The sequence below is a fragment of the Phenylobacterium zucineum HLK1 genome, from assembly GCF_000017265.1.
GTDB classification, from domain to species: Bacteria; Pseudomonadota; Alphaproteobacteria; order Caulobacterales; family Caulobacteraceae; genus Phenylobacterium; species Phenylobacterium zucineum.
Genome location: NC_011144.1, coordinates 401,871 through 424,204 on the forward strand (window position 1 = coordinate 401,871; position 22,334 = coordinate 424,204).

The 22,334-nt window shown below is 72.1% G+C and carries 21 protein-coding genes; 10 read left to right on the forward strand and 11 right to left on the reverse strand.

Translation table 11 applies throughout. The features are described 5' to 3' along the window. Positions 1 to 22 precede the first annotated feature (22 nt). Complete coding sequence (locus PHZ_RS02175; RefSeq protein WP_012520961.1) at positions 23 to 790, reverse strand: TetR/AcrR family transcriptional regulator; 768 nt, start codon at positions 788 to 790, stop codon at positions 23 to 25. 182 nt (positions 791 to 972) lie between these two features. Here PHZ_RS02175 and PHZ_RS02180 point away from each other — a divergent pair, with 182 nt between their 5' ends. The 5 genes from PHZ_RS02180 (at position 973) to PHZ_RS02200 (ending at position 8,795) form a co-directional block, all read left to right on the forward strand. Then, a complete protein-coding gene (locus PHZ_RS02180) occupies positions 973 to 2,409 on the forward strand; it encodes an efflux transporter outer membrane subunit (protein ID WP_049758105.1) in 1,437 nt (478 codons plus the stop codon). Between the two features lie 51 nt (positions 2,410 to 2,460). After that, entirely contained in the window at positions 2,461 to 3,579 is a 1,119-nt protein-coding gene (locus tag PHZ_RS02185; protein ID WP_236611860.1) for an efflux RND transporter periplasmic adaptor subunit, read from the forward strand. After that, the gene (locus PHZ_RS02190; protein ID WP_012520964.1) at positions 3,576 to 6,704 is read left to right on the forward strand and encodes an efflux RND transporter permease subunit; all 3,129 of its coding nucleotides are present in this window, start codon (positions 3,576 to 3,578) and stop codon (positions 6,702 to 6,704) included. Before PHZ_RS02185 ends, PHZ_RS02190 begins: the two co-directional genes overlap by 4 nt. Before the next feature lie 68 nt (positions 6,705 to 6,772). Continuing rightward, positions 6,773 to 7,639, forward strand: a complete 867-nt coding sequence (locus PHZ_RS02195; protein ID WP_012520965.1) for a hypothetical protein — start codon at positions 6,773 to 6,775, stop codon at positions 7,637 to 7,639. 61 nt (positions 7,640 to 7,700) lie between these two features. Beyond that, the gene (locus tag PHZ_RS02200; RefSeq protein WP_012520966.1) at positions 7,701 to 8,795 is read left to right on the forward strand and encodes an alkaline phosphatase family protein; all 1,095 of its coding nucleotides are present in this window, start codon (positions 7,701 to 7,703) and stop codon (positions 8,793 to 8,795) included. Between the two features lie 3 nt (positions 8,796 to 8,798). Here PHZ_RS02200 and PHZ_RS02205 read toward each other — a convergent pair whose 3' ends face one another. Both PHZ_RS02205 and PHZ_RS02210 read right to left on the reverse strand, forming a co-directional pair. Next, positions 8,799 to 9,788, reverse strand: coding sequence for a threonine ammonia-lyase (locus PHZ_RS02205; protein ID WP_012520967.1), 990 nt, complete (start codon positions 9,786 to 9,788; stop codon positions 8,799 to 8,801). After that, positions 9,785 to 10,204 carry a VOC family protein gene (locus PHZ_RS02210; protein WP_041373018.1) on the reverse strand — a complete coding sequence of 140 codons (420 nt, stop codon included), beginning with the start codon at positions 10,202 to 10,204 and terminating at the stop codon, positions 9,785 to 9,787. The genes PHZ_RS02205 and PHZ_RS02210 overlap by 4 nt, the downstream gene beginning before the upstream one ends. Positions 10,205 to 10,348: 144 nt before the next feature. Here PHZ_RS02210 and PHZ_RS02215 point away from each other — a divergent pair, with 144 nt between their 5' ends. After that, positions 10,349 to 11,635: an adenylosuccinate synthase gene (locus PHZ_RS02215; RefSeq protein ID WP_012520969.1), complete on the forward strand. Its 1,287-nt coding sequence runs from the start codon at positions 10,349 to 10,351 to the stop codon at positions 11,633 to 11,635. 83 nt (positions 11,636 to 11,718) lie between these two features. Beyond that, complete coding sequence (locus PHZ_RS02220; RefSeq protein WP_041373020.1) at positions 11,719 to 12,528, forward strand: response regulator; 810 nt, start codon at positions 11,719 to 11,721, stop codon at positions 12,526 to 12,528. On the opposite strand, the gene rpoH is transcribed toward PHZ_RS02220, so the two are convergent. From rpoH to PHZ_RS02235, 3 genes are all read right to left on the reverse strand, one after another. Beyond that, a complete protein-coding gene (rpoH, locus tag PHZ_RS02225; RefSeq protein WP_086003998.1) occupies positions 12,525 to 13,421 on the reverse strand; it encodes an RNA polymerase sigma factor RpoH in 897 nt (298 codons plus the stop codon). The two genes, PHZ_RS02220 and rpoH, sit on opposite strands and share 4 nt — an antisense overlap. 207 nt (positions 13,422 to 13,628) lie before the next feature. Continuing rightward, positions 13,629 to 14,609, reverse strand: coding sequence for an RluA family pseudouridine synthase (locus PHZ_RS02230; RefSeq protein ID WP_012520972.1), 981 nt, complete (start codon positions 14,607 to 14,609; stop codon positions 13,629 to 13,631). After that, entirely contained in the window at positions 14,599 to 14,916 is a 318-nt protein-coding gene (locus PHZ_RS02235) for a ferritin family protein (protein WP_012520973.1), read from the reverse strand. The genes PHZ_RS02230 and PHZ_RS02235 overlap by 11 nt, the downstream gene beginning before the upstream one ends. A gap of 65 nt (positions 14,917 to 14,981) precedes the next feature. On the opposite strand from PHZ_RS02235, the gene PHZ_RS02240 reads away from it, so the two are divergent. The 3 genes from PHZ_RS02240 (at position 14,982) to PHZ_RS02245 (ending at position 18,312) form a co-directional block, all read left to right on the forward strand. Beyond that, positions 14,982 to 16,640 (forward strand): alkaline phosphatase D family protein, encoded by a 1,659-nt coding sequence (locus tag PHZ_RS02240; protein WP_012520974.1) that lies wholly within the window; start codon positions 14,982 to 14,984, stop codon positions 16,638 to 16,640. A 534-nt stretch (positions 16,641 to 17,174) separates the two neighbouring features. Beyond that, on the forward strand, positions 17,175 to 17,327 hold the full coding sequence (locus PHZ_RS22960) for a hypothetical protein (protein WP_183280739.1): 153 nt from the start codon (positions 17,175 to 17,177) through the stop codon (positions 17,325 to 17,327). A gap of 82 nt (positions 17,328 to 17,409) precedes the next feature. After that, positions 17,410 to 18,312 (forward strand): terminase small subunit-like protein, encoded by a 903-nt coding sequence (locus PHZ_RS02245; RefSeq protein WP_041373022.1) that lies wholly within the window; start codon positions 17,410 to 17,412, stop codon positions 18,310 to 18,312. Positions 18,313 to 18,582: 270 nt separating this feature from the next. On the opposite strand, the gene PHZ_RS22535 is transcribed toward PHZ_RS02245, so the two are convergent. The 5 genes from PHZ_RS22535 to folE all read right to left on the reverse strand — a co-directional run bounded on the left by PHZ_RS22535 (position 18,583) and on the right by folE (position 22,329). Next, the gene (locus PHZ_RS22535; RefSeq protein ID WP_148216765.1) at positions 18,583 to 18,837 is read right to left on the reverse strand and encodes a hypothetical protein; all 255 of its coding nucleotides are present in this window, start codon (positions 18,835 to 18,837) and stop codon (positions 18,583 to 18,585) included. Between the two features lie 333 nt (positions 18,838 to 19,170). Beyond that, on the reverse strand, positions 19,171 to 20,490 hold the full coding sequence (locus PHZ_RS02250; RefSeq protein WP_012520976.1) for a glycosyltransferase: 1,320 nt from the start codon (positions 20,488 to 20,490) through the stop codon (positions 19,171 to 19,173). Between the two features lie 8 nt (positions 20,491 to 20,498). Next, positions 20,499 to 21,125: a LysE family translocator gene (locus PHZ_RS02255; protein WP_012520977.1), complete on the reverse strand. Its 627-nt coding sequence runs from the start codon at positions 21,123 to 21,125 to the stop codon at positions 20,499 to 20,501. A gap of 7 nt (positions 21,126 to 21,132) precedes the next feature. Further along, positions 21,133 to 21,525, reverse strand: coding sequence for a phosphoribosyl-AMP cyclohydrolase (gene hisI, locus PHZ_RS02260; protein WP_012520978.1), 393 nt, complete (start codon positions 21,523 to 21,525; stop codon positions 21,133 to 21,135). Positions 21,526 to 21,699: 174 nt separating this feature from the next. Continuing rightward, positions 21,700 to 22,329 carry a GTP cyclohydrolase I FolE gene (folE, locus tag PHZ_RS02265; protein ID WP_012520979.1) on the reverse strand — a complete coding sequence of 210 codons (630 nt, stop codon included), beginning with the start codon at positions 22,327 to 22,329 and terminating at the stop codon, positions 21,700 to 21,702. Between the last annotated feature and the right edge of the window lie 5 nt (positions 22,330 to 22,334).

Genomic DNA, 22,334 nt, shown 5'->3' on the forward strand with positions numbered 1-22,334 from the left:
TAATGGCCGGCGTCCGCCTCCGCTAGGCCTCGGACCGCCGCCTGGCGATGAACGCCTCGATTCCGTCCAGCACCACCTCCAGCCCCTGCTCGAAGCGGACGGTAGGGTCGTTCGCGCGTCCGCGGGCCTTCCGCCAGGTCTCCCGCAGGCGGACCAGGGTCGGGCGCCGGGCCGGGTCGAGGCGCGTCTGCAGCGCCGGCTCGACCAGCGAGAACCACTGTTCGTCGGTCAGCCCGCTCCGCTCCTCGGCCTCGCGCGCCTCGCGCAGCTCGTGCAGGGCGCCGCGGACATAGTTGACGATCACGCCGGCCACGAGGTCCTTGTCGAGCTCGGGAAGGCCGGTGGCGTCCAGGGTCCGGATCACCCCCTCGAGCCGCGCCACAAGGTTGGGGCCCAGCGGCAGGCGATGGTGGGCCACGTCCAGCAGCCAGGGCCGGTGCAGGCCCAGGCGCCAGCGTTCGCGCGCCATGAAGGTCAGGGCCGCGCGCCACTCCAGGTCCGGCGGCGGGTCCTGCATCTCGCCCATCACCTGGTCGAACATCAGGGCGAGCAGCTCGGTCTTGGAGCGCACGTAGGTGTAGAGCGACATGGGCGAGACGCCCACCGACTGGGCGACGGCGCGCATGGAGATGGCGGCGAGGCCGTCGCGGTCGGCGATGGCGATCGCGGCCAGAACCACGTCGGCGGTCGAGAAGCGCGGCTTGGGTCCGCGCCTGCCGGGTTCGTGCTGGCCCCACAGCAGCTCGATGCTGCGTCTGGGATCGTCGTCCCCGGGAAGTTCCTTGCCCATGCGGCTCCAGTTTTTTCGCTACTACACTTTACATCATACGGAGTTTGCGGCAAAGGGCGGACTGCACGGAACCCGCCAGAGGCTCCGGCGAGGCGACGCTAAGGATTGTGCAAGGGGCGGCGGTCACCGTTGCGCCGAACGCCCAAACTTTGTTCAAACAACGCCGGTCGCCCAGCCTCCAGATGAGCCGCATGCGATACGCCTCTTCAGCAGCCGTCCTGGCCGCACTGGCGCTGGCCGCCTGCGCGAGCCCGCGCGCGGCCGACGTGCGCCTGCCCGGCGCCTACGAGGCGCCTGCCGGCGCGCCCGTCGGCGCGGTGGCGCTGGACCAGTGGTGGACCGCCTTCGGCGACGCCGAGCTCACCGGCCTCGTCGAGCAGGCCCTCGCCCGCAACCCGGACGTCCGCACCGCCGCGGCCCGCCTGCAGGAGGTCCGCGCCCAGCGCACGGGCGCCATCCTGCGCTACCTGCCGCAGGGTGACGCCACAGGCTCGGCGAGCCGGACGCGCACCGAGCAGCTCGACGGCACCGAGATCAACATTCCCGGCTTCTCCACCAGCGGCACGTCCGAGAGCTACCGGGCCAACTTCGACGTGAGCTGGGAGATCGACCTGTTCGGCCGCTCCCTCGCCGCCCTCGGCTCGGCCAACGCCGAGGTCGCCGCCGCCCGCTTCGCCTGGGAGGGCGCGCGGGCCGCCATCGCCGCCCAGACGGCGGACGCCTACTTCCAGGCCAAGGGCCTGGCCATCCAGCTGGCCGACGCGCGCGAGACGGCGCGGATCCAGCGCGAGCTGTACGACCTGGCCAGCCGGCGCGCGGGCCTGGGCCTGGCCGCCTCGTCCGAGGCCGACCGCATCTCGGGCGAACTGGCCCAGGCCGACGCCCAGGCAGCGGCGCTGGAGGCCGAGCTGCAGGCCCAGAAGCGGGCTATCCTCATTCTGGCCGGCCGGGTGGTGGAGCCCACCGCCAACGTCGCCGCCCCGCCGGTGGTGGGCGCCGCCCCGCCCGTGCCCGCCGCCCTGCCGTCCGAGCTGCTGGAACGCCGGCCCGACGTGCGCGAGGCCCAGGCGCGGGTCCGCTCGGCCGCCGGCCAGCAGCGGCTGGCGCAGCTGGCGTTCTTCCCGACCTTCACCTTCAGCCCGGGCGTCGGCTGGTCGCGGCAGGAGCAGCCGGGCTTCTTCTCCGAGAGCCAGAGCTGGACCATCGGCGGATCGGTGCTGCAGCCGATCCTGTCGATCCCGCGCCTGATGTCCGAGCTGAAGGTCCAGAACGCCCGCACCGAGCAGGCGGTCACCCAGTACGAGAAGACGGTCCAGACCGCCTTCCAGGAGGCCGAAGGGGCGCTGGTGCGGCTGGACGCCGACCGCCGCCGCGTCGCCCTGCTGACCGAGGGCGAGCGCCGCGCGGCGCGGGCCTTCGAGGCGGCGCGCACCGGCTACCAGCGCGGCCTCACCGACCTCACAACGCTCCTGAACGCCGAGCAGTCCTGGCGGGCCACCCGCGCCCAGCTGACCTCGGCCCAGGTGCAGGCGCTGCGGCGCGCGGTCCAGGCCTACAAGGCCGTGGGCGGCGGCTGGCCTGCCCAAAGCTACGCCCAAACCGGCCCGCAGGCCGGATGAGACTGGCTGGATGAGACTGGCCGGATGAGACAGGCCCCGATGAGAGACGGCATGCGACTGAAGCTCACCCTCGTTCCGGTCCTCGCGGCCCTGGCGCTGGCGGCCTGCCACAAGCCCCCGCCCCCGCCGCCGTCCGACGACCAGCAGGCCCGCTCGGTCCGCGTCGTGCGCCTCGAGCCCCGAGCGATCGCCGGGTCGCTGTCGGCCTCGGGCGACCTCGTGCCCCGGGAGGAGGCGGCCGTCGCGCCCGAGGTGACCGGCTTCCGCGTGCTGCGGGTGATGGCCGATGTCGGCGACTACGTCCGCGCGGGCCAGACGCTGGTCCAGCTCGACCCTGCCCTGCTGCAGGCCCAGGTGGCCCAGGCCGAGGCCCAGGCGGCCCAGGCCGAGGACCAGGCCCGGCGGGTGGAAGGCCTCGACGGCGAAGGGGTGCTCTCGCAGGAGCAGATCGCCCAGCGGCGGTTCCAGGCCCAGGCGGCCCGGGCGAACCTGCGCGACCTGCAGACCCGCATGCGCAAGCTCTCGGTTGCGGCGCCCGTCTCGGGCCTGGTGCTGGAGCGGACGGTGCGGCCGGGCGACCTGGCCGCCGGCGCCGGCACGCCATGGTTCCGCATCGCCCGCGACGGCCAGATCGAGCTGTCGGCCGACATGTCCCAGGACGACCTCGCCCGCATCCGGCCCGGCCAGACGGCCACCGTCACCCTGCCGAACGGGCCCGCCGTGCAGGGCCGCGTGCGCCTGGTCAGCCCGCAGATCGACCCGCAGACCAAGCTGGGCGAGGTGCGCATCCTGCTGCCGGTGCGCAGCGACATCCGCGCGGGCGGCTTCGCCCGGGCCGAGTTCGACGACGCCGTGGGCGCGGTTCCCGCCCTGCCCGAGACGGCGATCCGCTACGACGCCGACGGCGCCAGCGTGATGGTGGTGGGCGCCGACAACCGCGTGCGCCGCGTCCCGGTCCAGACGGGCCAGCGCGGCTCGGGCCTGGTTGAGATCGTCCGCGGCCCGCCGGCCGGCTCGCGCGTCGTGCAGAACGCCGCCGCCTTCCTGCTCGACGGCGACCGCGTGCGGCCCGTCGAAGGCGCCGCCGCCCAGCCGGACGGCAAGGCGGCCGGCAAGGCGGCTGCCCCGGCCCAGACCTCGGCCGCCAACACCCAGGCGACCCGCCGATGAGCCAGCCGCACGCGCGCACCGACTTCCCGATCTCGGCCTGGGCGATCCGCAACCCGGTCCCCGTGGCCGTGCTGTTCATCGGCCTGGTGGTCGCCGGCCTGATCGCCTACGCGGGGCTGCACATCAAGCAGTACCCCAACATCCAGTTCCCGATGGTGGCCGTCACCGTCACCCAGAGCGGCGCCGCGCCCGGGGAGATGGAGACCCAGATCACGCGTCCGGTGGAGGACGCCATCGCCGGCATCTCCGGCGTCAACAACGTGCAGTCGGTGGTCACACAGGGGGTCTCCACCACGTCCATCGAGTTCGAGATGGGCGAGGACCTGCAGAAGAAGACCGACGAGGTCCGGGCCAAGATCGACCAGGTCCGCCAGAACCTGCCGCGCGACATCGACGAGCCCACTGTCACCCAGGTGGAGATCGACAGCGCCTTCCCGATCGTGACCTACGCGGTCGCCGCGCCCGCCATGTCGGACGAGGAGCTGTCTTGGTTCGTGGACGACACCGTCGCCCGCACCCTGCAGACCGCCAACGGCGTGGCCCAGGTCAGCCGCGTGGGCGGGGTCAGCCGCGAGATCAACGTCATCGTCGACCCCGACAAGCTGGCGGCGCGCGGGCTCACCGCGGCCCAGCTGAACAACGCCCTGCGGGGATTCCAGGTGGACGCCCCCGGCGGCCGGGTCAAGGTGGGCGGCCGCGAACAGACCCTGCGGGTCCTGGGCTCGGTGGAGACCGTCGCCCAGCTGCGCGAGATGACCATCGCCACCGGCGACGGCCGGTTCGTCAAGCTGACCGACGTGGCCGAGGTGGGCGACGGCGGCTCGGAGGTGCGCGGCTTCGCCCGGCTGAACGGGCGGCCCGTGGTCGGCTTCCAGATCAGCAAGACCCGCGATTCCAGCGACGTGGCCGTCGAGGACGCCGCCGCCGAGAAGCTGGCGGACCTGGAAAAGGCCCATCCCGGCGTGACGTTCACCAAGATCTTCTCCTCGGTGGACGAGACCCGAGCCAACTTCCGCGCCACCCAGCACGTGCTGCTGGAGGGCATGCTGCTGGCGGCGCTGGTGGTGCTGTTCTTCCTGCGCGACTGGCGGGCGACGCTGATCACCGTGCTGGCCATGCCGGTGTCGCTGATCCCGACCTTCTTCGTGATGAAGATGGCGGGCTTCTCGCTGAACGTCGTGACCCTGCTGGCCCTGACGCTCGTCATCGGCATCCTGGTCGACGACGCCATCGTCGAGATCGAGAACATCGAAAAGCGGGTGCAGCGCGGCATGCGGCCGTTCGAGGCCGCGCTGGAGGGCGCCGACGCCATCGGCCTGGCGGTCGTGGCGACCACCATGGCCATCGTGGTGGTGTTCACGCCGGTCAGCTTCATGCCCGGCATCCCGGGCCAGTTCTTCAAGGAGTTCGGCCTCACCGTCTCGGTGGCGGTGCTGTTCTCGCTGCTGGTCGCCCGGATGCTGACGCCGCTGCTGGCCGCCTATTTCCTGAAGCCGACGGCGAAGCCGCACGAGCGCAAGCCGTTCAAGGGCTTCTACCGCGACGCCCTGGAGTGGGCGCTCGGCCACCGGATCCTCGCCTCCCTGGCGGGCGGCCTGATCTTCATCGGCTCGGTGGCGCTCGCCGGCCTGCTGCCGCAGGGCTTCCAGCCCGCGGGGGACCCCGACTACATCTACGTCAACGTCCAGGGGCCGCCGGGCGCGACCGTCTCCGACATGGAGCAGATCGCCCAGAGCGTCACGGCGGTGATGAAGCGCCAGCCCGAGGTGACGGACGTCTTCTCCCAGGTGGGCACGACGGTGGCCAACTTCGGTCCCGGCGGCGGGCCGGGCTCGTCGGACCTGCGCTCGGGCACCATCACCGTCCTGCTCAGCCCCGACCGTCGGGTCTCGGGCGCCGAGCTGAAGGACCGGGTGCGGGACGACCTGCGGGCCATCCCGGACGCGCGGCTGAACTTCCTCGACTTCCAGGGCTCGGCCGGCTTCCAGCAGGTCCTGACGGGCGACAATCCCGAGGCGCTGGAACGGGCCTCGCTCGAGCTCGAGCGCCAGATGCGCACGCTGGACGTGGTCGCCGACCCCAGGCCCTCCAACCCGCCCGTCGGGCCCGAGGTGGTGATCCGCCCGCGCACCGCCGAGGCCGCGCGCCTGGGCGTCTCGGTGGACGTCATCGCCCAGATCGCCCGCGTCGCCACGACCGGCGACATCGAGGCCAACGTGCCGAAGCTGAACGAGGGCGAGCGGCGGATCCCGATCCGCATCCGCCTGCCCGCCGACGCGCGCGCCGACCTCGAGCGGATCCGCCAGCTGCGCGTGCCGACCGCCACCGGCGGCGTCACCACGCTGGACAGCGTCGCGGACGTGGAGTTCCAGGCCGGCCCCGCCCGGATCGACCGCCTGAACCGCCAGCGCCAGATCACCATCCAGGCCGAACTGGCCGACGGCGTGGAGCTGGGCGAGGCCAACCAGGCGGTCATGGACCTGCCGATCATGAAGAACCTGCCGGCGGGCGTGCGCCCGGGCGCCGTGGGCGACGCCGAGGCCATGGCCGAGATGTTCGCCGGCTTCGGGGTGGCGATCTTCACCGGCGTGGGAATGATCTATGCGGTGCTGGTGCTGCTGTTCCGCAGCTTCTTCAAGCCGCTGGTGATCCTCTCGGCCCTGCCGCTGGCCGTGGGCGGGGCGTTCATCGGCCTCCTGATCTTCAACCTGTCGCTGTCGATCCCCTCGCTGATCGGCTTCCTGATGCTGCTGGGCCTGGCGGCCAAGAACTCGATCCTGCTGGTCGAGTACGCCATCGAGCGCGAGCGCGAGGGGGTCAGCCAGCACGACGCCCTGATCGACGCCTGCCGCGAACGGGCCCGGCCGATCGTCATGACCACCCTCGCCATGGCCGCCGGCATGCTGCCCACCGCCCTGGCGCTGGAGAAGGGGGCCGAGTTCCGCCAGCCGATGGCCGTGGCGGTGATCGGCGGCCTGATCACCTCGACGCTGCTGTCGCTGGTGCTGGTGCCGGTGGTCTACGAGTTCGTCGACGATTTCGAGAACTGGCTGAAGCCCAAGCTCGCGCGCCTCGTCACCCCACGGCACGCGCCGCGCGGCCCCGTCCCGGAGGACCGGCTCTAGGCGCCCTGTGCAACCTGGGCGTTTGCAGCCTATGCTCACGCCGTCCACGTGACGAGGGGGGGTGTCGGATGGGCGGTTTTTCGATCGAGGCTGCGCTGAAGAGCGGGTTCGGCCTCGCCAGGCGCGAGCCGCTGGCGGTGCTGGCGTGGGGCGCAGGCTACATGCTGTTCGGCCTCGTCATGCAGGCGCTGTCGCTCGGCGGCGACCTGCCCGAGTACCTGCGCCTGATGACCGAGGATCCCGAGGCCGCGGCGGCGCTGGTGGACAGCCGGGCCGAAAGCCGCGCCCTGCTGGTGCTCCCCGTCATGCTGATCCTGTCGCTCCTGCTCAACGCCGCCTTGTACGGCGCGGTCGCCCGCGCGCTCCTGCGGCCGCAGGAGCGGAGCTTCTTCTTCCTGAGGCTCGGCCGGGGCGAGCTGTGGCTGATGCTGACATCGATCGCGCTCGCCCTGCTGGCGATCCTCGTCGTGCTGCCGGTCGCCGGCCTGGCGGCCTTCGCGACCGGGCTGCTCTCGGGGGCGACCGGCGCGACGCCCCTCATCTGGGGCCTGCTGCTCGGCCTGCCTCTCCTGGCGGCCTGCCTCTACTTCGCCTCCCGCTTCTCCCTGGCTTGGGTCCAGGCGTTCGACGAGGAGCGGTTCGTGCTGTTGGACGCCTGGCGGCTGACCCGCGGCCAGGGGTGGCGCATCGTGCTGACGATGCTGGCCCTGGCGTTCCTGCTGCTGATCATCGCGGTGGTGGTGGTCATCCCGGCCGTGATCGTCGGCGGCATCGTCCTGTCGGTGGCCGGCGCAACCGGGGGCGGCGTCGTCATGCTCGTGGTGCTCGGCCTCGCGGCGCTGGCCTTCTTCAGCGCCCTCTACGGGCTGCTCTACACGGTGATGGCCGCCGCCTATGTGGAGATCTATCGCAGTCTCGCAGTCAGGGCCGCCTGAGCCCTCACGGAACTGTCAGATCGCCCTGCTAGTCACCGGGCCGGATGAAGGGGGCTTGCGGATGACGGGTCTGTCGTGGGGAAACATCGGCCGCTGGCTCGCGGGACTGGCGCTCGCGGCCGCCCTCGGTCCGCCGGCCCTGGCGGCGGACGACCGCCGCCTCGTGCTGGTCACGCTGGACGGTCTGGACTGGACCGAGGTTTTCCGGGGCGCCAACCCGGCCCGCGCCGCCGACCGGGCCTTCGTCCACGAGCCGCAGGATGTGCAGGCGCGCTTCGTGGCCCCGCCGGACCGGATCATGGCCCTGACGCCGTTCCTGACAGGCGTCGTCGCCCGGCAGGGCGTGCTGCTGGGCGACCGCGACAAGGGCTCGTGCTTCGCGGTCTCGAACGAGATGTGGTTCTCGTATCCCGGCTACAACGAGATCCTGACCGGGAGGCCCGATCCGAAGATCCGCTCGAACGAGCATGGCCCGAACGCCAACGTCACGGTTCTGGAGTGGCTGAACCGCCAGCCGGGGTTCGCGGGCCAGGTGCGGGCGGTGGCCTCCTGGGACCGGTTCGAGGACATCGTCAACGAGGCCCGCAGCGGCGTGCCGGTGAACGACGGTTGGGACGACCTGCCGGCGCGCACGCCCGCCGAGGCGAAGGTCGCGGAGTTCGCCCGCTGGAGCCCGCGGCTGTGGTCCACCGTGCGGGTGGACGCGGTCACCCACGGCTATGCGCTGGAGGCCTTGCGACATGACAAGCCGCGCGTGCTGTTCGTCTCCTACGGCGAGACGGACGACTTCGCGCACGAGGGGCGCTACGACATGACCCTGGACGCGGCCCGGCGGACGGACGGGTTCCTGGCCGAGCTCTGGGCGGCGCTGCAGGCCGACCCGGCGTACCGGGGGAGGACCACCCTGATCGTCACCACCGACCACGGACGCGGCAAGGGCGGGGCCGAGGCCTGGAAACACCACGGCAAGGCGGCGCACGCCGGCTCGGACGCCACCTGGTTCGCAGCGATGGGTCCGGATGTGCTCCCGGGCGCGCGGCCGCCGGGCGACTGCGCCCACGCCGATCAGGTCGCGGCGACGGCGCTGCGGGCGCTCGGGCTGGACTGGCGGGCGTTCGATCCGCAGGCCGGGGCGCCGCTGGAGATCTTCCGCTAGGCGCTAGAGCTCGCCGCGGATCACCCGGGCGAACTGGTCGGGATCGACATTGCCGCCCGACAGGACGAGGCCGACGTCGCCGGAGGGCGCCACCTTGCCGCTCAGAAGGGCGGCGAGGCCGACCGAGCCGCCGGGCTCCACCACCAGCTTCAGCGTCTGGAAGGCGTAGCGCATCGCCTCCGCCACCTCGGCGTCGGTGACGGTGACGATGTCCGACACCGTCCGCTGCATGATCGGGAAGGTGATCTCGCCGACGAAGGGGGATTCCAGCGCATCGCACATGGATCGGCCGGTGGCCTTCCGGACGACGATCTCGCCCGTCTCGAGTGAGGCCTTCGCATCGTCGAATCCTGCGGGCTCGACGCCGACGACCGCCGTTTGCGGCGAGAGCGCCTTCACCGCCGTGCCAACGCCCGCGATCAGGCCGCCGCCGCTGATCGGGGCGACGACGACGCCCAGCGTCGCGCCCGCGGCCTGGGCCTGGCGGGCCAGCTCCAGGCCGGCGGTCCCCTGGCCCGCCACCACGTGCGGGTCGTCGAAGGCCGGAACGACGGTGGCGCCGCGCTCCTCGGAGATCTTGGCGGCGATCGCCTCGCGTCTCTCGGTGAGGCGGTCGTAGAACAGCACCTCGGCCCCGTAGCCCTTCGTGGCCGCGACCTTCACCGCCGGCGCGTCCTTCGGCATCACGATGACCGCGGGAATCCCCAGCAGCTTCGCCGCCAGGGCGACGCCCTGGGCGTGGTTGCCGGAGGAGAACGCCACGACCCCGCGGCGGCGCTCCTCGGCGTCCAGCTGGACGAGGCGGTTGTAGGCCCCCCGGAACTTGAAGGCGCCGACCCGCTGCAGGGTCTCGGGCTTGATCAGCACCCGCCGCCCGACCCGCTCGTTGAGCGCCGGGCTCTCGATGACCGGCGTCTCGACCGCATGGCCCTTCAGCCGCGCCGCGGCGGCCTCGATGTCGGCCAGGGTGACGCCGGGAGGGGTGACGCTCATCTGGCGAAGACCATCGCGTCGTCGGCGAAGGCCTTGAACTCCAGGGCGTTGCCCGAGGGGTCGAGGAAGAACATGGTGGCCTGCTCGCCGGGCTGGCCCCTGAAGCGGATCTGCGGCTCGATGATGAACTTCACGCCCGCGGCCTTCAGCGTCTCGGCCAGCTCATGCCACTCGGGCAGGGTCAGGATCACGCCGAAGTGGCGGACCGGCACGTCCTCGCCGTCGACGGCGCTCGTGTCGCGGTGACCCACCTCGTCCGGCGCCAGGTGGGCGACGATCTGGTGGCCGCGGAAATCGAAGTCGATCCAGGCGTCGCTGGAACGCCCCTCGGGACAGCCCAGGAGCCCGCCGTAGAAGGCGCGCGCCTCGGCCAGGTCGCGGACGGGGAAGGCGAGGTGGAAGCGCGGCATGCTCATGGACCGGCGTGATAGCCCCGGCGGGCCTTGAGGGCGAGGGCCAGTTGGTCTAAACGGGCGCCCGCAATCGATCTCCGCCTCCCCGCCGAGCACCTGTCGAAGGGCCGGGAGGCGTCTTCCGGGCAGGTGGGGAGATCGTATCTCATGGCCAACGTGACGGTGATCGGCGCCCAGTGGGGCGACGAGGGCAAGGGCAAGCTGGTGGACTGGCTGTCCAACCGCGCCGACGTGGTGGTGCGTTTCCAGGGCGGCCACAACGCGGGCCACACCCTGGTGGTGGGGAACCAGACCTACAAGCTCTCGCTGCTGCCGTCGGGCGTGGTGCAGGGCAAGCTGTCGATCATCGGCAACGGCGTGGTGGTCGATCCCTGGCACCTGCTGAAGGAGATCGAGACCCTGGGCGCGCAGGGCGTGTCGATCGGGCCGGATCTGCTGGTGCTGGCGGACAACGCCTGCCTGATCCTGCCCCTGCACCGCGACCTCGACCAGGCGCGCGAGGCGGCCGCGACGAACAAGATCGGTACGACGGGCCGCGGCATCGGGCCCGCCTACGAGGACAAGGTCGGCCGCCGCGCCATCCGGGTCGCCGACCTGCACGATCGCGAGGCGCTGGAGGCCAAGATCGACCGCCTGCTCGCCCACCACACCCCGCTGCGCCGCGGTCTCGGGCTGCCCGAGTACGACGGCCCGGCGCTGCTGGCCGAGCTGGAGGCCCTTGCGCCGAAGATCCTGCCCTACGCGCGGCCCGCCTGGCTGATGCTGGACGAGATCGTCAAGGCCGGCAGCCGCGTGCTGTTCGAGGGCGCGCAAGGGGCGCTGCTGGACGTGGATCACGGCACCTATCCGTACGTGACCTCCTCGAACACCGTGGCCGGCCAGGCCGCGGCCGGCTCGGGCCTGGGGCCGAAGGGACCGGGCTACGTCCTGGGGATCGTCAAGGCCTACACCACCCGCGTGGGCGAGGGACCGTTCCCGACCGAGCTGAACGACGAGGTCGGCCAGCACCTGGGCACGGTGGGCCGCGAGTTCGGCACCGTCACCGGCCGCTCGCGCCGGTGCGGCTGGTTCGACGCCGCCCTGGTGCGCCAGTCGGTGGCCCTGAACGGCATCGCCGGAATTGCGCTGACCAAGCTCGATGTCCTCGACGGCCTGCCGACGCTGAAGATCTGCACGGGCTACCGGCTCGGGGACCGCGAGATCGGCTACCTGCCCGCCGGCCTGAAGGCGCAGCGCGAGCTCGCGCCGGTCTACGAGGAGATGGAGGGCTGGTCCGAGACCACCCAGGGCGCCCGCTCGTGGAAGGACCTGCCGGCCAACGCCGTGAAGTACGTCCGGCGCATCGAGGAGCTGATCGGCGCGCCGGTGGCCCTGCTCTCCACCAGCCCGCAGCGCGACGACACGATCCTGATGCGCGACCCCTTCCAGGACTGACGCTGCGACGATCGGCGTCACGCCGCGTCAAGCGGTTCTTTACCGGAACGCGTTATGCGGGCCCCCAGGGAGCGGAGCCCGCCGTGTTCGACGACGAGAAGAAGACCATCGCCCGGATGGCGCCCATGCTGCGGCGCGTGCTGATCGCCGATCCGCAGGCGGCCAGCGCGGCGCTGATCGGCGAGGCGATGCGCAACATCTCCCGCGCGCAGACCTGGACGGCGCCCACGTCCGAGCGGGCGCTCAAGCTCTGCGAATCCGCCGACCCGCAGATCATCTTCGTCGAGATGCAGATCGGGAAGATGAACGGCGTGGAGTTCACCAAGAAGCTGCGGCGCAGCAGCCTGGCCTGCCGCCAGGCGCCGGTGATCATGGTGACCGGCACGGCCACCGCCGCCGGCATCCTGGCTGCGCGCGACGCCGGCGTGCACGAGTTCCTGCGCAAGCCCTTCACGATGAAGGACCTGCTGCGGCGGCTGGAGGCGGTGACGCTGCGCCAGCGGGACTGGATCGAGGCCGTGGGCTACGTCGGGCCCGACCGGCGCCGGTTCAACTCGGGCGACTACACGGGCCCGCTCAAGCGCCGCTCCGACACCCGGCAGACGCCCGACGCGGCGCGCATCTCCCAGGCGCTGAAGATCCTGCGCTCGGCCGTGGCGGCGTTCGAGAGCGACCCGTCCCAGGCCTCCCGCGCCATCGAGACCCAGGTCGTGCAGATCCAGAAGCTGGCCACCGCCGCCGCCGACCTGAAGCTGGCCACCGCGGCGGCGGAGCTGCACCGCTACATCGTGCTGTCGCGCAAGACCGGCGTCGCCATCAGCGCGACCGACGTGGCCAGGCACGCCGCCTCGCTGATGGCCTACATGCCCAAGGACGAGGGGGTCGCGGCCTAGGCCTCGACCAGGTTCCGCTCCTCGGCCGCCGCGCGCATCGACTTCTGCAGCTTCTCGAAGGCGCGGACCTCGATCTGGCGCACCCGCTCGCGGCTGACGCCGTACTGCGAGGCGAGCTCCTCGAGGGTCGTGGGCTCGTCCTTCAGCCGCCGCTCGGTCAGGATGTGGCGCTCGCGGTCGGTGAGCTCGGCCATGGCCTCCTGCAGCAGCTCCATGCGGATGCCGCGCTCCTCGGCCTCGGCGACGACGCTCTCCTGCGAGGGCGTGTCCTCGTCGACCAGCCAGTCCTGCCACTCGCTCTCGGAATCGGCCCGCAGCGGCGAGTTCAGCGAGGCGTCCCCGCCGGCGAGGCGCCGGTTCATGGAGATGACTTCCTCGTCCAGCACGCCGAGCTTGGTGGCGATCTGGCGGACCTGCTCGGGACGCAGGTCGCCCTCCTCCAGAGCCGAGATTTCGCTCTTGGCCTTTCTCAAATTGAAGAAAAGCTTCTTCTGGGCGGCGGTCGTGCCCATTTTGACCAGCGACCAGGAGCGGAGGATGTATTCCTGGATCGAGGCGCGGATCCACCACATGGCGTAGGTGGCCAGGCGGAAGCCCTTGTCGGGGTCGAACTTCTTGACCGCCTGCATCAGGCCGACGTTGCCCTCGGAGATCACCTCGCCGATCGGCAGGCCGTAGCCGCGATAGCCCATGGCGATCTTGGCCACGAGCCGCAGGTGGCTGGTGACGAGCCGGTGCGCCGCCTCGGGATCCTGGTGCTCCTGCCAGCGCTTGGCCAGCATGAACTCCTCGTCCTTCGCGAGCATCGGGAACTTGCGGATTTCAGTCAGATACCGGCTGAGGCCGCCTTCCGGCGACATCACGGCGAGCGCATTGGCGGCCATGGACACTATCCCCTCTCGGACCGGACTTCAGGCCGGCGCGCGACACCCGCGCGCAAGGACCGTCGCCCCCCAACCTTTCAGATAGGCGCCAGGTTGCAGGGAAGCTAGGCCGTGGGAGGACGACCTGAAAGCCCGACTACTCCAGTGGGGCATTAAGTACCCCCCGACTTGGGCGCCATCAAGGCAGGCTTTCTGACGACCGCTGTTAGCGAAGCTCTACAGGCGCCCCAGCAGGACCTCCAGCGCGGCCATGTCGGCGGGCAGGGGGCTCTCGAAGCGCAGCGCCTGCCCGCTCACCGGATGGCGGAAGCCGAGCACCGCGGCGTGCAGGGCCTGGCGCGCCAGCCCGGCCTGGCGGATCGCCTCGCGCACCGCCTCGGCCGGCGGTCCCGAGCCGTAGGTGGGATCGCCCAGGCACGGCGTCCCCTTCGAAGCCAGGTGGACGCGGATCTGGTGGGTGCGGCCGGTCTCCAGCCGGCAGGCGACGCGGGCGGCCAGCGGCCGCTCTTGCGGGCCGAACACGCGCTCGACGGCGTAGTGGGTCACCGCATGGCGGCCGCCGGACTTCACCAGCGCCATCTTCTTGCGGTCATGCGCCGAGCGGGCGATGGCGCCCTCGATCACGCCACGCTCGGGGCGCGGGGCGCCGCGGGTGAGGGCGATGTAGACGCGCTCGATGTCGTGGGCGGCGAAGAGGGCCGAGAGGCCCTGGTGGGCGGCGTCGGTCTTGGCCGCCACCACGACCCCCGAGGTCTCCTTGTCGATCCGGTGGACGACCCCCGGCCGGGCGACGCCGCCGATGCCCGAGAGGCTGTCGCCGCAATGGGCCAGCAGGGCGTTGACCAGGGTGCCGCGCTCGCTGCCGGGCGCGGGGTGCATGGCCATGCCGGCCGGCTTGTCCACCACGATCAGGTGCGCGTCCTCGAAGAGGACCGTCAGCGGGATCGCCTCCGGCTGCGGCTCGGCCGGCTCGGGCGGCGGGACGGCGATGGCGTAGGCGCCGGCCTGCGCCTTGGCCTTGGCGTCCACGGGCGCCCCGCCGCGGGTCACCCGTCCCTCGGCGAGCAGGGCCTGGAGGCGGGCGCGCGACAGCGTGGGCAGGAGGCCCGCCAGCGCCTTGTCGATCCGCTCGCCCGCCAGCTCGGCCGGGACCTCGGCGGTCAGGACCTCGGACTCCTCGTCCGCCTCAGAGGCCATGCTTGTCGCGGGCGCCTTCCTCGTGGCCGGCGATGGAGCCGTCCTTGAAGAGGTATTCCTCGAACTGGGCGTGGGTCTCCTCGTCGTTGCGGCGCAGCCACTCCAGCACCATGGCCGCGTGCTCCAGCTCCTCCTTGGCGTTGTGCAGCAGGATGGCGCGCAGCTCGGGATCGTCGCAGTCGTCGGCCCGCTGGCGGTACCAGTCGACGGCCTCCAGCTCCTCGATGATCGAGGTGATGGCGTAGTGCTTGTTGAGCGTCTCGCGCTTCAGCTTCTCGCGCGGGACGTGGAGGCCTTCCTTCGACATCGGTTGTCATGCTCCTGTGGCGTTCGACGGACTAATACGTGCCGGACGCAACGGGGGAAACGGCCATGCGGATCGATCGACGCAAAGCGCTTGCGCTGCTGGGGATGGGGGCGGCCGCGCCGACGGGCGCCAAGGCGCGCACGGCGCTGGGCAAGGTCGCCTTCGCGCACGGCGTCGCCTCGGGCGACCCGCTGCAGGACAAGGTGGTGCTGTGGACGCGGATCACGCCGGCGCAGCTGGGCCGGCCGGTGGCCTACCGCTGGCGGCTCAACCCCGTGGACCGCCGGGCCGGCGGCGCCAAGGCCGGGGAGGGCGTCACCGGTCCCGACCGCGACTACACGGTGAAGGTGGACGTGGAGGGCCTCGATCCCGGCCGCGCCTACACCTTCGAGTTCGAGGCCGAAGGGGTGACCTCGCCCATCGGCCGCACCCGCACCCTGCCCCAGGCGGGGGTGAAGGACGTGGTGCTGGCGGTGGCCTCGTGCAGCCTCTACCCGAACGGCTGGTTCAACGCCTACCGGGCGATCGCCGACCTGCCGCGCGTGGACGCGGTGCTGCACCTGGGCGACTACATCTACGAGTACGGCGGTCCGGGCAGCTACGGCATGGACTCGGCCGTGGCCGGCGAGCGGCCGCACGATCCCCCGCGCGAGATCGTCAGCCTGGCCGACTACCGGACCCGGCACGCGCAGTACAAGTCCGACCCCGACCTGCAGGCGGCCCACGCCCGCGCGCCCTGGATCGTCGCCTGGGACGACCACGAGACCGCCAACGACAGCTGGCTGAACGGGGCGCAGAACCACCAGCCGGCCGAGGAGGGCGACTGGGCGGCGCGCAAGGCCGCGGCGCTGAAGGCCTATTACGAGTGGATGCCGATCCGCGAGCCGGCGGCGGGCCAGTCGCTGACGCAGGCGGCGGCGCGCAGCTTCCGCTTCGGCGACCTCGCCAGCGTGATCATGGTCGAGACCCGGATCGGCGCGCGCGACCAGCAGCTCGACCTGAAGCGCGACCTGCCGATGGTGGACGGCAAGCCCGACGCGGCGGCGTTCCGCGCGAAGCTGAACGACCCCGAGCGGCGGATGATGGGCCCGGCCCAGGAGGCCTGGATCGCCCGCGAACTGGCCGCCTCGGTGGAGGCCGGCCACGCCTGGCAGGTGATCGGCAACCAGGTGGTCATGGCCCGGGTGGACGGGAACCTGCGCGCGGCCCTCAAGCCCGAGGAGGCCGCGCGGATCGGCCCGATCCCCATGTCGCGCCTGAACCGCCGCGACCAGGCCGCCGAGCTCGGCGTGCCGGCGGCGCTGGACATGTGGGACGGCTACCCCGCCGACCGCGAGCGGCTGTACGGCCTGTTCCGGCAGGCCAAGGCGCGGCCGATCGTGGTCTCGGGCGACAGCCACTCGTTCTGGGCCAACGACCTGCACGACGCCGAGGGCCGGCGGGTGGCGGCCGAGTTCGGCACGACCGGGATCACCAGCCCGGGGGCCGGCGAGATCGTGGACGGCCTGGACTGGGGCGAGGTGATCGCCCGGGCCAACCGCGAGGTGCTCTACAACAACCAGACGGCCAAGGGCTTCGTGCTGCTGACCCTCAGCCGGGAGGCGGCCACGGCCGAGATGGTGGGGGTCTCCACGATCACCGCCCGTGAGTTCACGGCCGCGCCCGTGAAGCGGTTCGTGGTGCGGCCGGACGGGACGGGCCTGAGCGCGCCGGCGGAGGGGTAGGGGGGCTCCCTCGCTGCGCCCCCGTTCCCTCGCTCGGGCCCTCTCCTCGATCCTCTCCCTCTCCGAGCTGCGCTCGGGGGGAGAGGAGGGGGCGTCTTCTCCTCTCCCCCGCGAAGCGAGAGGGAGAGGGTCGGGGAGAGGGGCCGCGCCTTCTGAGCGGAAGCCCCCTCCACCGCTTCGCGGTCCCCCTCCCCCGGTGGGGGAGGATGGGGCGCTGCTTCCAAAACGGCAGAACAGCTCTGCGGAAATGGGTGGATGCGGGGACGGGGGCGGACGCCTACATGGGCAGGGTCCGTCGGAGGCCCTCCCCATGAACATCCTGCCCGTGGCCCTCTCGCTGCTGAGCGTCGGCTTCGCCGTGATGATGGCGATCCCGATCGTCGGCCCGCACCTGCTCGGCCTGTAGGTCCCCGGGGCCCGTCTCCCGCCAGGGGGAGGAGGCCGCGATGGCGGGGGGCTGCAACGTCCGCGAAGCTGGCGTATTGTCTTCCATGCAGGGAGCTCATCAGAAGCCCCGCATGGGAGTGAAACGCCATGGCCGACGTGCCGCTGAGGGATCCGCGGGATCGCGAGTCCGCGTCCTGCGCGATGGAGATCGCGACCCTGGTCGCCCCCTTCCTGCTGATCGCCGCCCTGATGCCCGTGATCGGCTGGATCGTGGACGCCCTGTTCCGCCTGATCGGTTGACCGGCCGGGCCGCGAACGCCGCCCGAGGGCCGGTTGTTCGCGAAATGTTCTCTTTTTCCGCCGGCTGGGCTATGCTGCCGGCATGGACGCCCGGTATCGCGCCCGCTGGCCCGAGCTGAAGGCCGAGATCGCCCGGCGGACGGCGCGGGGCGAGCGGCTGAAGGACATCTGCGCGCCCGAGGGCATGCCGTCGGCCGCCACCGTGCTGGGCTGGCGCCGGCGCGATCCGCTGTTCGACCGCGAGATGGCCGATGCGATGGCCCTGGGGCGCACCCGCCGGGACGCCTTCGACCCGGCCGTGGCGAAGGCGCTGCTGGACCGGCTGAGCGCCGGCGAGGCGCTGGCGGCGGTGGTGCGCGACCCGGCCATGCCGAGCTGGCGGCGGCTGCGCCTGTGGCGGGCGACGGCGCCCGGCTTCGCCGAGGCGCTCGGGCTGCAGGCGGAGGGCAAGGCCGGGATCCGGATCCAGCGGCTGCGCGAGCGCCGCCGCGCCTTCGACCAGGCCGCCGCCGACCGGATCATCGTGGGCCTGAACCGCGGCGAGGGGCTGCGCGCCCTGCTGAACGGCGACCCGTCGCTGCCCAGCGCGGCGACGGTGGCGCGGTGGCGGCGGGAGAACCGCGAGTTCGACGCGCTGGTGCGCCTGATCCTCGCCGCCTGGGCCCGCAAGCGCGCGCGGGCGCGGCTGTTCTCGGAGGACCTGCAGGAGGCGGTGCTGGCGCGGATCGTCGAGGGCCACTCGTTCAACAGCCTCTCGCGCCTGCCCGGGATGCCGTGCCGCAAGACCCTGGGCAAATGGGTGCGCACCCGGCCCGACTTCGCCCGGGAGGTCGCCCAGGCGTGCGAGGACCGCGAGGACATCTTCGCCGACCAGGCGCTGGAGATCGCCCTGGCCGGCGGGCCCGACGCCGGGCGCCGGGTCGGCCGGCTGCGGCGCCAGGCGGTGCGGCTGCGCAACCGGCCGGGGCGGCGGCGGGGCGCCTAGCGCGCAGGTCCGGGAGGGGGCGTGCGCAGCCGCACGGCTCCAGGGCGATGACGAAGGGGATGGGGGAGCGGGGCGCATGCACCCCCAAGTCCGTCACGGCCCGACTTGTTCGGGCCACCCATCCTGGTGTCGTTCCGCAGTTGGTGTGGAGAGGCGTTGGGCTGGGTCGCCCGGACGAGCCGGGCGATGACGAAAGGGGGGAGCTGGCCGTTCCACCGTTGATGCGGAGAGGTCTTGGACTGGGTCGCCCGCATGAAGCCGCTGCGGACTTTATTGCGACGGTGGCTCGTTAGGCGAAGCCTGGGCGGGCGCGGCGCCAGCAGCGCGCGCGCGCTTATGCTCTCGCCAGAAAATAAGCGCGCCGGCCCCAAACAGCCCCAACTGAACGAGCTGCCAGAACCAGCCTGTGCCGCTGACGAAATCAATCGTCGCCAGCGCGGTGGCGGGAACGAAACAAGCCAGCGCCGCCAAGCTGCGACTGCGACGAAACCTATAGCCTTCAGGAGAACGGGACTGGGCCGCCATCAAGCCAAGCTAGATTAGGCGCGGGCGCACGCCAACATTCATTTCCCACCCCTCAGTTCAGTTCGGAGCGTCGGGTCTCGGGCTCGGCGCTGGCGTCCGCTATCGACCGAGGCTGTGTAAAAACGTCAAAAGATAAGAAATCCGGTCCAGTGTTTGGACTGAAATCGCGGCTTTCGCGCTCTGACGCGCACGGAGCCGCGGCCGGACCCGAACGGTTTCGACCACGCCAAGCAAAGCCGGTGAGTTTTTGCACAGCCTGGACCCGTTGCGGACGCGCCATAGGACGAAGGCTCTTTGGCTCACAGCTGACGCGCCCGGAGCGCTCGGCGGGCGTCAGTCCGGGAGGCGTTCGGCGGGGACGGGGGCGGGGCGCTCGCCCGCGACCCAGCGGTCGAAGCGGGCGAGTTCGGCCTCCAGGCGGGCGACCTCGGCGGGGCTGCGCAGGGCGTCGCCGAGGGCGAGGGCGGCGTCGAGGGCGGCGGGGAGCTGGTCGGGCCGCTCGATCTCGATCCAGCGGTGCAGGGGCAGGCGGAAGCGCGCCAGCGGCGGCTGGTCGTGCGGGACCGGCAGGATCATCGGCAGGTGGGCGGCCATGGCCTCCAGGCTGGCCTTGCCGCCGGGCTCGGGGAAGCTCGAGAGATAGACGTCGGTCTCCAGCTCCAGCAGGGCCGCGTGCAGGCTGGGCACGAAGCCCTGGAAGACGTAGCGCGCCGGGTCGACGCCGGCCCCGGCTAGGGCCTGGCCGACCTCGTCCCTCAGCCAGTCGTGGGCCGGGCCGATGTGGACGATCTCGGTGTCGGGACGACGCAGGGCGGCGACGGCGAAGTCGGTCCAGCCGTAGCTGAGCCGGCCCTTGAACTTGTGCGGATTGCCGGAGGTGGCGATGCGGATCGGCCGGCCGGGAGGGCGCGGCGGCCGCGCGGACGGCGGCGTCCGGGGCGCGGCCATGCCAGCGTAGACGGCGTCCAGCCCCTCGCCCCGGCACGCCAGGTGGCAGGTGTAGGTCACGTCCACGTGGCCCGAGAACGGCAGGGCGGCCCCCACCGCCGGGACATGGTCGACGTGGTGGATGAAGTCGACCACGTCGCGGAAAGGCCAGCAGCCGGCGACGGCCACGATGTCCATCGGGTGGCACATCAGGACGATGCGGGTGGGCCGCAGGGCCGCGAGCATCGCGTAGAGCTCCAGGATCCGCGCGCTGGGGCTCGCCGCGTCGAGGATCAGCGTGGCCCGCTCGCCGAGGTCGGAACGCAGGCCGGGGAAGGCCTGCAGCGCGTGGTAGCGCAGCTCGCTGTAGACGTCGGTGTAGATCGCCGCCGTGGCGTCGGCCGGCAGGCGGGCGACGATGTCGCGGGCGATCTGGGTGTGGCCGCCGGTCCCGTAGAACTTGGTGGCGACGATGACCGGGTTGTCGTTGGACTTCCCCGGGGCCGGGCGGTCGAGCAGGTTGAGGCCCCTCGCCACGCGGGGCACGAGGGCGTCGATGCCCGTGCAGTAGAGCGTGCGGGCGTAGATCTCGGGCTCGCGGAAGCCCTCGCGCAGGTTCATGACATCGGCGAGCGCCTGGTCGAGGGCGGGGAACTCGCGGGCCTCGGCCAGCGCCCGCTCGACCTCGGCGGCGGCGTAGGTGAACCTGGTCGGCGGCCCCCTCATGGACTCCCTCATCGGCGTTCCAGGGCCAGGCGCAGGCCGAAGGCCAGGAAGACGCCGCCGGTCAGCCGGTCCAGCCAGCGGACGACGGCGGCCTTCTGCAGCGCCCCGGCGATGGGACGGGTGGCGGCGATCAGCGCGGCGAACCAGGCGATCCCCATCAGGACGTGCAGGCAGGCGAGGCCGAACATGAACGGCGCAGCGGGGGCGTCCTTCGGCACGAACTGGGGCAGGAAGCTGATGTAGAAGACCCCAGCCTTGGGGTTCAGCAGGTTGTTGAGCGCGCCGCGCCAGAACCAGCCGGCGTCGCTGCGCGGGGCGACCGCGCCGTGCGCCAGGTCGAAGCGGGCCCGGGGCCGCAGGACGAGGCTGAGGCCCAGCCACACGAGGTAGGCCGCGCCCGCCCAGCGCAGGATCTCGAAGGCCAGCTCCGAGGCCGCCAGCAGGGCGCCGAGCCCGAGGGCGGCGATCGCCCCCCAGCAGAGCGTGCCGAGACAGACGCCCAGGGCGGCCATCCACGCCTTGCGCGCGCCCTCGGCGGCGGCGGTGCGCAGGACGAGGGCCACGTCCAGGCCGGGCGTGATGGTGAGCAGGCCGGCCGCCAGGGCGAAGGCGACCAGCGCCTCCAGCGTCGTCATGGGGTCGTCATGGACGGCGGACCAGCTTGCCGTTCTCGACGGTGCGGTAGAAGCACGAGCGCTGGCCCGTGTGGCAGGCGCCGCCGTCGCCCTGGGGCCAGACCTTCAGCCAGACCGCGTCCTGGTCGCAGTCGATGCGCAGCTCCTCCAGCACCTGGACCTGGCCCGAGGTGGCGCCCTTGTGCCACAGCTCCTGGCGCGAACGGCTCCAGTAGTGCGCCTCGCCCGTCTCCAGGGTCCGCTGCAGGGCCTCGGCGTTCATCCAGGCCAGCATCAGCACCTCGCCCGTCTCGGCGTGGGTGGCGACGGCGGCGATCAGGCCGTTGTCGTCGAAGCGCGGGGCGAGGACCTTGCCGTTCTCGAGGGCGTCGGCGCTGGGGGCGGTGGGGAAGGCGGTCATGGCGCGGTTATGCCGCGAACCGGCGGCGGCGTCACCGGGCCGGGTCGGGCGAAGGCGCGGCGGCTCCCGCGCTGCGCGCGGGCCCTCTCCTCAATCCTCTCCCTCCCTCTCTTCAATCCTCTCCCTCTCGGCGCTGCGCGCTAGGGGGAGAGGAGAGGGGGAGAGGAGGGGGCGTCAGCGGCGGTTGACGAAGTCGAGGAAGCGCTGGCGCAGGGTGGGGTCAGTCTTGAAGACCCCGGTGAACTGGGTGGTGATCGTCGAGACGTGGCGGTGGTGCACGCCGCGCGTGGTCATGCACTGGTGCGCCGCGTCGATCAGCACGGCGACGCCGGCGGGGCGCAGGCTGTCGGTGATGGCGTCGGCGATCTGCTGGGTCATGGTCTCCTGGGTCTGGAGACGGCGGGCGAAGATCTCGACCACCTTGGCCAGCTTGGAGATGCCCACCACGCGGTTCGTCGGCATGTAGGCGACGTAGGCCTTGCCGAGGAACGGGGCCATGTGGTGCTCGCAGTGGCTTTCCACCTCGATGTCGCGGAGCATGACGATGTCGTCGTAGCCCTGGACGTCCTCGAAGGTGCGCGACAACTCCTTGGCCGGATCGAGGCTGTAGCCCTCGAACCATTCGGCGTAGGCGTCCACCACGCGCTTGGGCGTGTCGATCACGCCTTCGCGGCGCGGATCGTCGCCGGCCCAGGCGATGAGCGTGCGGACGGCCTCCATGGCCTCCTCGCGCGTCGGGCGCTTCACGGGTTCGAGGTCGACGTCGGACCCGATCAGGGTGCGGTCGCGAGCAGGAGCATCCATCCAGA

Excerpts from the sequence above, each read along its gene's own strand:
- PHZ_RS02195 (WP_012520965.1), top strand. The coding sequence starts at position 6,773 with ATGGGCGGTTTTTCGATCGAGGCTGCGCTGAAGAGCGGGTTCGGCCTC.
- PHZ_RS02215 (WP_012520969.1), top strand. The coding sequence starts at position 10,349 with ATGGCCAACGTGACGGTGATCGGCGCCCAGTGGGGCGACGAGGGCAAG.
- PHZ_RS02245 (WP_041373022.1), top strand. The coding sequence starts at position 17,410 with ATGGACGCCCGGTATCGCGCCCGCTGGCCCGAGCTGAAGGCCGAGATC.
- PHZ_RS02175 (WP_012520961.1), bottom strand. The coding sequence starts at position 790 with ATGGGCAAGGAACTTCCCGGGGACGACGATCCCAGACGCAGCATCGAG.
- PHZ_RS02250 (WP_012520976.1), bottom strand. The coding sequence starts at position 20,490 with ATGAGGGGGCCGCCGACCAGGTTCACCTACGCCGCCGCCGAGGTCGAG.
- PHZ_RS02180 (WP_049758105.1), top strand. The coding sequence starts at position 973 with ATGAGCCGCATGCGATACGCCTCTTCAGCAGCCGTCCTGGCCGCACTG.
- PHZ_RS02230 (WP_012520972.1), bottom strand. The coding sequence starts at position 14,609 with ATGGCCTCTGAGGCGGACGAGGAGTCCGAGGTCCTGACCGCCGAGGTC.
- PHZ_RS02200 (WP_012520966.1), top strand. The coding sequence starts at position 7,701 with ATGACGGGTCTGTCGTGGGGAAACATCGGCCGCTGGCTCGCGGGACTG.
- PHZ_RS02185 (WP_236611860.1), top strand. The coding sequence starts at position 2,461 with ATGCGACTGAAGCTCACCCTCGTTCCGGTCCTCGCGGCCCTGGCGCTG.
- PHZ_RS02235 (WP_012520973.1), bottom strand. The coding sequence starts at position 14,916 with ATGTCGAAGGAAGGCCTCCACGTCCCGCGCGAGAAGCTGAAGCGCGAG.
- PHZ_RS22535 (WP_148216765.1), bottom strand. The coding sequence starts at position 18,837 with ATGGCGGCCCAGTCCCGTTCTCCTGAAGGCTATAGGTTTCGTCGCAGT.
- PHZ_RS02205 (WP_012520967.1), bottom strand. The coding sequence starts at position 9,788 with ATGAGCGTCACCCCTCCCGGCGTCACCCTGGCCGACATCGAGGCCGCC.
- folE (WP_012520979.1), bottom strand. The coding sequence starts at position 22,329 with ATGGATGCTCCTGCTCGCGACCGCACCCTGATCGGGTCCGACGTCGAC.
- PHZ_RS02210 (WP_041373018.1), bottom strand. The coding sequence starts at position 10,204 with ATGAGCATGCCGCGCTTCCACCTCGCCTTCCCCGTCCGCGACCTGGCC.
- PHZ_RS22960 (WP_183280739.1), top strand. The coding sequence starts at position 17,175 with ATGGCCGACGTGCCGCTGAGGGATCCGCGGGATCGCGAGTCCGCGTCC.
- PHZ_RS02255 (WP_012520977.1), bottom strand. The coding sequence starts at position 21,125 with ATGACGACGCTGGAGGCGCTGGTCGCCTTCGCCCTGGCGGCCGGCCTG.
- PHZ_RS02240 (WP_012520974.1), top strand. The coding sequence starts at position 14,982 with ATGCGGATCGATCGACGCAAAGCGCTTGCGCTGCTGGGGATGGGGGCG.
- hisI (WP_012520978.1), bottom strand. The coding sequence starts at position 21,525 with ATGACCGCCTTCCCCACCGCCCCCAGCGCCGACGCCCTCGAGAACGGC.
- PHZ_RS02190 (WP_012520964.1), top strand. The coding sequence starts at position 3,576 with ATGAGCCAGCCGCACGCGCGCACCGACTTCCCGATCTCGGCCTGGGCG.